Origin of the sequence: Enterobacter sp. ZOR0014, assembly GCF_000798855.1 — a bacterium.
Classification (GTDB): domain Bacteria; phylum Pseudomonadota; class Gammaproteobacteria; order Enterobacterales; family Enterobacteriaceae; genus Enterobacter; species Enterobacter kobei.
On sequence record NZ_JTLF01000048.1, the window covers coordinates 21,679 to 27,678 of the forward strand.

A 6,000-nucleotide genomic window follows, 5' to 3' on the forward strand; every position below is an offset into this window, starting at 1 on the left:
AAATTAAAATTAATGGATAAACTCAATCCCCCACAGAAAGTGCTTAACTTGCCCGCTGGGTATTTTGGCATGGTGCTTGGCATCATTGGCATGGGTTTCGCCTGGCGATACGCCAGCACGCTCTGGCCGGTGACACGGTGGCCGGGTGATGCGCTGGTGGCCCTTGCCGTTACGTGCTGGTTTTTGCTGACGGTGGCCTTTATCATCCGCGCGATCCGTTTCCCGCGCAGCGTGCTGGCAGAGATGAGGCATCCGGTGATGAGTAGCTTTGTCAGCCTTTTTCCGGCGACGACGATGCTGGTCGCCATCGGTTTTGTGCCCTGGTGCCGCCCGATTTCAGTCGTGCTTTTTGGCGTGGGGGTGGTGACACAGCTGTCTTATTCCGCCTGGCAAAGCGCGGGACTCTGGCGCGGCAACCATCCGCAAGAAGCCACGACGCCGGGTTTATATCTGCCAACCGTGGCGAATAATTTTATTAGCGCCATGGCGTGCGGCGCCCTGGGGTTTAACGACGCCGGTTTCGTGTTCCTGGGGGCGGGTGTCTTCTCCTGGCTCAGCCTGGAGCCGGTTATTCTTCAGCGCCTTCGCAGTGCCGGAGAACTTCCGACCGCGCAGCGCACCTCTTTGGGGATTCAGCTTGCGCCCGCGCTGGTGGCCTGTAGCACCTGGTTTAGCGTTAACGGCGGCGAAGCCGACACCTTTGCCAAAATGTTGTTCGGTTATGGCCTGTTGCAACTGCTGTTTATGCTGCGTCTGTTGCCCTGGTACGTATCCCAGCCGTTTAATGCTTCTTTCTGGAGTTTCTCCTTTGGTATCTCCGCGCTGGCAACCACCGGGCTGCATCTGGGGCACAGCAGCCCGTCGGGCTTTTTCCACGTGATTGCCGTACCGCTTTTTATCTTCACCAACGTCATCATTGGGATCCTGTTGGTCCGTACTTTTATTCTGCTGCTTCAGGGCAAACTTCTGCTGCGCACTGAAAAAGCACTGCTTATGCAATCTAAGGAAAAATAATGTCCGTCGATGAAAATTACTTCACAGAGAAATATGGTTTAACCCGTACACACTCAGAGGTGGTGTACAGCGCGGGGATCGTGAAACCGGGTAAAACCCTGGATCTGGGCTGTGGCAATGGCCGTAACAGCCTTTATCTGGCGGCCAACGGGTACGAGGTCACTGCCTGGGATAAAAATCCGATGAGCATCGATAATATCGAGCGCATCAAAGCGGCAGAAGGCATTGAGAATCTTCACTCGGCCATCAAGGATCTCAACAACCTGAGCATTGACGGCGAGTATGACTTTATTCTGTCTACCGTGGTGCTGATGTTCCTGGAGGCAAAAACCATTCCGGGTCTTATCGCCAGTATGCAGCGTTGCACCAAACCTGGCGGTTATAACCTGATCGTTGCTGCGATGGACACGGCGGATTATCCGTGCACCGTCGGCTTCCCGTTTGCGTTTAAAAGCGGTGAACTGAGCAACTACTATGAAGGCTGGGAGTTGCTCAAATACAACGAAGAGGTTGGCGAACTGCACCGCACCGATGAACACGGCAACCGCATCAAGCTGCGCTTTGCTACGATGCTGGCGCGCAAGCCTGCTTAACGCGCGGCCAGCAGGCAGAGTTGCAGGGCAGTGTGGTAAGACGCCTCGAACGACGACAGCGGCAAGAATTCAAACTTCGAATGGAAGTTATGCGCGCCGGTGAAGAAGTTCGGGGTGAGCAACCCTTTTGCCGAGAGCGCTGCGCCGTCTGTACCGCCGCGCATCGGCGTCGGTTTTGGGGTGATACCCAGTGATTCCATCGCCGCAAACATCAGATCGATGGCACGCCTGTCTTCGCCAATTGCATTGCTGATATTGCTGTAAGTCTCTTCAATGTGATAGTCCACTTTTGCCGTCGGATACCGGGCGGCGATCCGGGCGGCGACATCAGCAATCTGCTGCTTGCGGGAAGCAAAGTTGTCCTTGTCAAAGTCCCGAATATTGGCCTTCAGAACGGCCTCGTTCTGCCCGGCCTGAATGCCGTTAAACCAGATGTAGCCTTCACGGCCCTCCGTGCACTCTGGCGTTTGCTGGCGGTCAAACTGGCTGATAAAGTCGGTCGCCATTAATAACGGGTTTACCAGCACCCCTTTAGCAGACATCGGGTGCGCCGTTACGCCGGTAAAGCGGATCTCAGCGGCTGCCGCATTAAAATTCTCATAGACAATCTCCCCCAGCTCGCAGCAGTCGATGGTCCAGGCAAAGTCGACGTCAAAGCGTTTCAGATCTAACGCTTTTGCCCCCTTAAGGCCAGTCTCTTCGTCGGGTACAAACGCGACCACAATGTCGCCATGTTTATGCTCAGAGGTCAGGTTTTCCAGCACGGTCATGACCACGGTCACCGCTGCTTTATTATCTGCGCCTAATACGCTGGTACCGTCGCTGAAAATAATCTCTTCATTCGGGTAAGACAGAATTTCCGGATGCTCACTTACCCGTAGCCAGATCCCTTTCTCTTTATTCAGACAGAGATCTTCACCGGTAAACGTTAATATTTGTGGATGAATATCTGGCGATAATCCCACGTCCACGGTATCAATGTGAGTAATAAATCCAATGCGCGGTCCGCCGGGTACATTACCTTTTTTAACCGCCGTTACCGTGGCGAATTCGTCGATCACAATGTCATCTAAACCCAGCTGTGCCAGCTCCTGCGCCAGTTCTCGTGCCATCTCGTGCTGCCCCGGTGTTGAGGGTAAGGTTTTGACGCTGGGATCGCTCTGACTGGTGATGGCGAGATAGCGGAAAAAGCGATGTGTTAATTGTCTGGAAAGCGGCGTGCCCATAGTGTTTTCTTCCTTATTTATTTTTCGGGTGTTTGCCACATCACTTTAATGTTATTTATGAAATGGCAAAAGAATTAATTAGCCGTCGAATTAAAAAGACAGGAATAAATGATGACAAGCAAACGCACAACATTAATGCTGGCACTTGCTGCGCTTACGGTCAGTTCCTCCGTTGCCGCGAAAACGCTGGTGTATTGCTCCGAAGGGTCACCGGAAAATTTTAATCCTCAGTTATATACCTCAGGCACCAGCGTGGATGCCAGCGCCGTACCGGTCTATAACCGACTGGTCGATTTCAAACCCGGCACCACAGAACTGGTGCCGAGCCTGGCAGAGCGCTGGGAGGTGAGCGATGACGGTAAGGTTTATACCTTCCATCTGCGCCAGGGCGTGAAATTTCAGAGCAATAAATCTTTCACGCCGACCCGGGACTTTAACGCCGATGACGTGATCTTCTCGTTTATGCGCCAGAAAGACGTCAATCATCCTTATCACAACGTCTCTAACGGCAGCTACTCCAACTTTGAAAGCCTGGAGTTTGGCAGCCTGATAACCGCCATTGATAAAGTCGATGACCACACCGTGCGCTTTACCCTGGCACACCCGGAAGCGCCGTTTGTCGCCGATCTGGCCTGGTATTTTGCCTCTATTCTCTCTGCCGAGTATGCCGATGCGATGCTGAAAGCAGGCACGCCGGAGAAGGTGGATATGGAGCCGATTGGCACCGGGCCGTTTAAGCTGGCGCAGTATCAAAAAGATTCCCGCATCCTGTTCACGGCGTTTGCCGACTACTGGCAGGGCAAATCAAAGCTGGACCGGCTGGTGTTTACCATCACGCCGGATGCCTCCGTACGTTTTGCCAAAATTGAAAAGAACGAGTGTCAGGTAATGCCGTTCCCGAACCCGGCGGACCTGCCGCGCATGAAAGCCAATAAAAATATTAACCTGATGAGCAAAGCCGGGTTGAATACCGGTTTCCTGGCGTTTAATACGCAAAAACCGCCGCTGGATAATGTGAACGTTCGCCGGGCGCTGGCGATGGCCATCAATAAGCCCGCCATTATCGACGCGGTGTTCCACGGCACCGGAACCGTCGCGAAAAATCTGTTGCCGCCCGGCGTCTGGAGCGCCAACAGCGAGCTAAAGGATTACGCGTACGATCCTGAAAAAGCAAAAGCGTTGCTGAAAGAGGCGGGTCTTGCTAACGGCGTGAGCATTGACCTGTGGGCGATGCCGGTGCAGCGGCCCTATAACCCGAATGCGAAACGTATGGCCGAGATGATTCAGGCTGACTGGGCGAAAATCGGCGTACAAACCCACATTGTCACTTACGAATGGGGAGAATACCTCAAGCGGGTGAAGGGCGGGGAGCATCAGGCTGCGCTGATGGGCTGGACGACCGCAACGGGCGATCCTGACAACTTCTTTGGTCCGCTGTTTACCTGTACGTCGGCAAATGGCGGCTCCAATTCGGCGAAATGGTGCTATAAACCGTTTGATAACCTCATCGCCGAAGCAAAATCGATAACCGATCACGATAAACGTGTGGCGCTGTATCAAGAGGCCCAGCAGATGATGCATGACCAGATGCCGGCGGTCATGATTGCCCACTCAACGATTTTCGAGCCGGTGCGCAAGGAGGTGAAAGGCTACGAAATCGATCCGTTTGGCAAACATATCTTCTGGCAGGTGGATATCAATCCGTAATTTTTCGCTGCCCGGTATGAAGCCGGGCCTTCTTTTTGCAATTTGTGCTACTTACATCATTTTTTGTCACAACAAACCCGCCTGACTTTTGCTATAACTTCAAATGCATACTTGCAGATAACATGGAAAACTATCATGCGTACTCAAACTTTTTTTAAAGTTGCAGTGCTTACTGGTTTATTGGCCCTGGCAGGCTGTTCTTCAAAAGTCGCCGCCCCCGAACAATATTCAGGCTTTTTAAAAGATTACTCCGGCTTGCAACAGACGACATCTGCGACGGGCAAACCGACGCTGCGCTGGGTCGATCCTAATTATAACGAAGCGAATTACGACAGTATTATCTGGACGCCGATTACCTATTACCCTACGCCTAAACCGACCACTCAGATTGGGCAGAAAACCCTTGATGAGCTGTTGAACTACACCAATACCAAAATGAAAACGGCTATTGGTACTCGTAAGCCTATAGTGGCGACACCAGGTAAACATAGCCTGATTTTCCGGGGTGCCATTACAGGGGTGAGTTCGCATAAAGAAGGCCTGCAGTTCTACGAAGTGGTGCCTGTCGCGCTGGTGGTGGCGGGGACGCAGATGGCAACCGGCCATCGCACCATGGATACCCATCTCTTCTTTGAAGGTGAGCTGATCGACGCAGCCACCAACAAACCGGTGATGAAGGTGGTTCGTAAGGGCGAAGGTAAAGAGCTGAGCAACGAAAGTACGCCAATGACCTTTGCGACGCTGAAGCAGGTTGTGGATGATATGGCGACAGATGCCACCATGTTTGATGTGCATAAAACAGCAAAATAAATTATGCACGGCCTGCAGATTGCAGGCCGTTTTTTTACGCCGTCCGTAAACGCCTGAACCAGGTTTCGGGTTTAGTGAACATCACCATATTCCCACCCAGAATCAGCAGTAAACCGACGATCCCGTTGAGATGCCAGACGTAGCCTTCATACACCGTTGAGATGGAGAGCGCCACCAGCGGGAAGAGTAGCGTGCTGTACGCCGCTTTCCCGGGGCCAATACGCCCGACCAGCGTGAAGTAAGCGCCGAAAGCAATCACCGAACCAAACAGAGCCAGATAGAGCAGTGCGCCGATGTAGGTTACCGTCCATTCCGGGGTAAAGCTGTCCCCTCTGAAGAGGGCAATGCAGCCCATCACCAGCGTACCGTAAAGCATCGCCCAGGCGTTGGTGGTCATGGTTTCCAGGCCTCTGCGCTGATGGCGCATGCTGATCATGTTGCCCAGCGAGAAACCATAGGTTCCAAGCGCAGAAAGCCCAATGCCCGTCAGAAGCGATACGCTCCAGCCGCTGGCAAGCAGATCGTCCCAGAAAAGGGTAATAATCCCGACCAGACCCAATGCCGCCGCCGTCCAGAAACGCGCGGGCGGGCGCTGCCCAAAGAAAATAAAGCTATGAATGGCGTTATAGAGCACCGCCATGGAGAAGATG

The 6,000-nt window shown here is 53.1% G+C and carries 6 protein-coding genes; 4 read left to right on the forward strand and 2 right to left on the reverse strand.

Features of this window, described 5'->3' with window-relative positions; all coding sequences use genetic code 11:
• Nucleotides 1-12 precede the first annotated feature (12 nt).
• Both tehA and tehB read left to right on the forward strand, forming a co-directional pair.
• Entirely contained in the window at nt 13-1,014 is a 1,002-nt protein-coding gene (gene tehA / locus L977_RS02110) for a dicarboxylate transporter/tellurite-resistance protein TehA (protein ID WP_047624538.1), read from the forward strand.
• On the forward strand, nt 1,014-1,607 hold the full coding sequence (gene tehB / locus L977_RS02115; protein WP_047624540.1) for a tellurite resistance methyltransferase TehB: 594 nt from the start codon (nt 1,014-1,016) through the stop codon (nt 1,605-1,607). Before tehA ends, tehB begins: the two co-directional genes overlap by 1 nt.
• Here the strand turns inward: tehB and pepT are convergent.
• Nucleotides 1,604-2,833 (reverse strand): peptidase T, encoded by a 1,230-nt coding sequence (gene pepT / locus L977_RS02120; RefSeq protein ID WP_047624542.1) that lies wholly within the window; start codon nt 2,831-2,833, stop codon nt 1,604-1,606. The genes tehB and pepT overlap by 4 nt on opposite strands.
• 111 nt (nt 2,834-2,944) lie before the next feature.
• On the opposite strand from pepT, the gene L977_RS02125 reads away from it, so the two are divergent.
• Nucleotides 2,945-4,540 carry an ABC transporter substrate-binding protein gene (locus L977_RS02125; protein ID WP_023330394.1) on the forward strand — a complete coding sequence of 532 codons (1,596 nt, stop codon included), beginning with the start codon at nt 2,945-2,947 and terminating at the stop codon, nt 4,538-4,540.
• A 135-nt stretch (nt 4,541-4,675) separates the two neighbouring features.
• A complete protein-coding gene (locus L977_RS02130; protein WP_047624543.1) occupies nt 4,676-5,350 on the forward strand; it encodes a DUF3313 domain-containing protein in 675 nt (224 codons plus the stop codon).
• A 34-nt stretch (nt 5,351-5,384) separates the two neighbouring features.
• On the opposite strand, the gene L977_RS02135 is transcribed toward L977_RS02130, so the two are convergent.
• Nucleotides 5,385-6,000, reverse strand: a 616-nt coding sequence (locus L977_RS02135) for a DMT family transporter (protein WP_047624545.1), incomplete at its 5' end; no start/stop codon positions are given.

What these genes read in the sequence shown, in the direction of transcription:
- L977_RS02125 (WP_023330394.1), top strand. Translation starts at nt 2,945, where the DNA reads ATGACAAGCAAACGCACAACATTAATGCTGGCACTTGCTGCGCTTACG.
- tehA (WP_047624538.1), top strand. Translation starts at nt 13, where the DNA reads ATGGATAAACTCAATCCCCCACAGAAAGTGCTTAACTTGCCCGCTGGG.
- L977_RS02130 (WP_047624543.1), top strand. Translation starts at nt 4,676, where the DNA reads ATGCGTACTCAAACTTTTTTTAAAGTTGCAGTGCTTACTGGTTTATTG.
- tehB (WP_047624540.1), top strand. Translation starts at nt 1,014, where the DNA reads ATGTCCGTCGATGAAAATTACTTCACAGAGAAATATGGTTTAACCCGT.
- pepT (WP_047624542.1), bottom strand. Translation starts at nt 2,833, where the DNA reads ATGGGCACGCCGCTTTCCAGACAATTAACACATCGCTTTTTCCGCTAT.